At 42.3% G+C, this 1,892-nt stretch carries 1 protein-coding gene; it reads right to left on the bottom strand.

Annotated elements, in window-relative coordinates; genetic code table 11:
* Positions 1 to 282 precede the first annotated feature (282 nt).
* Positions 283 to 1,740 (bottom strand): IS66 family transposase, encoded by a 1,458-nt coding sequence (locus I5677_RS17030; protein ID WP_197662849.1) that lies wholly within the window; start codon positions 1,738 to 1,740, stop codon positions 283 to 285.
* Positions 1,741 to 1,892: the final 152 nt, after the last annotated feature.

The following is a 1,892-nucleotide window of genomic DNA, read 5'->3' as shown; positions in this document are numbered from 1 at the left end:
GGTAGTGTAAAGTTTGGTATGAAAAACTGATATAAAAAAATATGTCCCTTTGAACATTGAAAAAGCAAATATTTTAACCCTGAATTTATGCATTGGCAGGTTACGCCAACCTTGAGTGCAACAAAAAGTAATGCTCTGAAGGTCTCACCGACGGCGAAGTAACTCAGGAACAGGAAGTTCTTACCGTCGTATTCACAGCATTGTAGCATTACTTTTTATTGCATTCAAGGTCAAGCCGGAAGTAAACTTCCGGTGGCTGGGTATTACCTCCGGCTCAATAATCTAGGAACAGGCACTCCCAGGTGCGGAAGAAGTCTTCTGCATTTCAAGGATTTTGTGTTGCCCAAGTCGGATGAGAATTACCCACTTGGCGGGCATGTTACCGACCTTTTCAAACTCGTCTATCTCGTTCAAAGGCTTCCAGTAATTATGGGGATGTGGTCTTAGGAAGTTGTAATAGGCAACCCATAAGGATACGCCATATAAGGCGCCTTCATCGCTGTTGTAGCCATTGGTGATGCGATAGGACATCTTGAAGGTACGGTTTAAACGTTCCACGACCTGTTTGACCCAACGGAATTCGGTTGATACGGCATCGTCATTTGTAAGTCCTATTACCTGTGTGATGTCAAAGTCCCATCCCTTCTGTGCCTTAATGTATTGAGCAGCCAGAGGATAGGCACTGTAGCCATCAGCAATGAACTTTAGTAGTTTTGATGGGAACACCTTGAACTTCTCGAAGGCCATGCGCATGGCGAGGATGCAGGGACCGACACTCCGATTGTCGGAGACTTGATAGCCAAGGATGCTCTTTTTGCAGGCATCCATAATGATCCAGACATAATGCTTTTTGCCGAGCTTTTTAATATAGGTCTCATCGGCGGAGAGGATGTTGGACGGTTTATAATCGTAGGTATCTACAAAGGGCTTAATGACACAAGCAGCGGTCATGGCATAACTGGCAACGGTAGTATGGGAAATATCAATACCATGAACCTCTTTCAATGCATGGGAAGTCTGCCTGGTGGAGAGCTTTAGATTTACGTGGTAGGTAAGAACCAAGCCAAGTATATGAGGCGAAAACTTCTTAAAAGTGAACCCTGTAGCACTTGCCGGAAGGGAGTGCAAACCCATACGGAAGAAATCCATCGTAAATTCGCGGTAGATATAGTGAAGTTTGTATTCATGTTTTTCTTTTGGTTTCAAGCCGGGAGGGAGTTTCCGCTCATTGGCAAGGTAATAGCTGCATTTGCGGTTGACACATTTGTGGATGCGGAAGCATTTCCGCTCCTTCTTAGGAACCAGGATGTTACCACAGTAAGGGCAGCGAAGCTCGATAGTGTGCTTATAAATGTTATCAGAGTTAAAGAGTTCCTCACAGACCTTGCACATGAATTGACCTTTGGAACCATTGTTTTTGTATAAGTAATCGTGAGGCGCACCACAGCGTGGACATACTAAATCCTTTGGGATATCAGCTTCCGAACGACGCTTCACCGGTTTAATCAGATAGCCATAACGGTGTTTGATATAAGCTATGTAAAGCTGGTAATCGAAGGTTGCAGGAGTGTATACAGTAGGAAGTTTATCAACCTTGAATTTCTGGTACTCTGGGGAATGGGAATCATCAAATGCCCACTGCTTGAGAGGGATATATTTGCAGATGAAAAGAATTAAGTAGCAGATTTGTTTGTACTGCGCTTGAATAATGGTAATTAAATAGAGTATAATTGAGTCCATAACAATGACCTTTCTTCAGTATTTTTGTTGTGTGGTAACTCCAATTATAACTGAAAATAGGGGGTCATTGTTTTTTTTATTTTAAAAAGCTCTGTAACCCTTGAAAAATAAAGGGATCAAATAAAAATCAGTGTAAAATACTTTACACTAAC

The organism is Mobilitalea sibirica, from assembly GCF_015999265.1.
Classification (GTDB): Bacteria; Bacillota; Clostridia; order Lachnospirales; family Lachnospiraceae; genus Mobilitalea; species Mobilitalea sibirica.
The sequence above is the reverse complement of the archived record's forward strand: the minus strand, read 5'-3'. Positions and strand labels throughout refer to the sequence as shown.

Coding starts and splice junctions, on each gene's coding strand:
- I5677_RS17030 (WP_197662849.1), bottom strand. CDS start 1,740: ATGGACTCAATTATACTCTATTTAATTACCATTATTCAAGCGCAGTAC.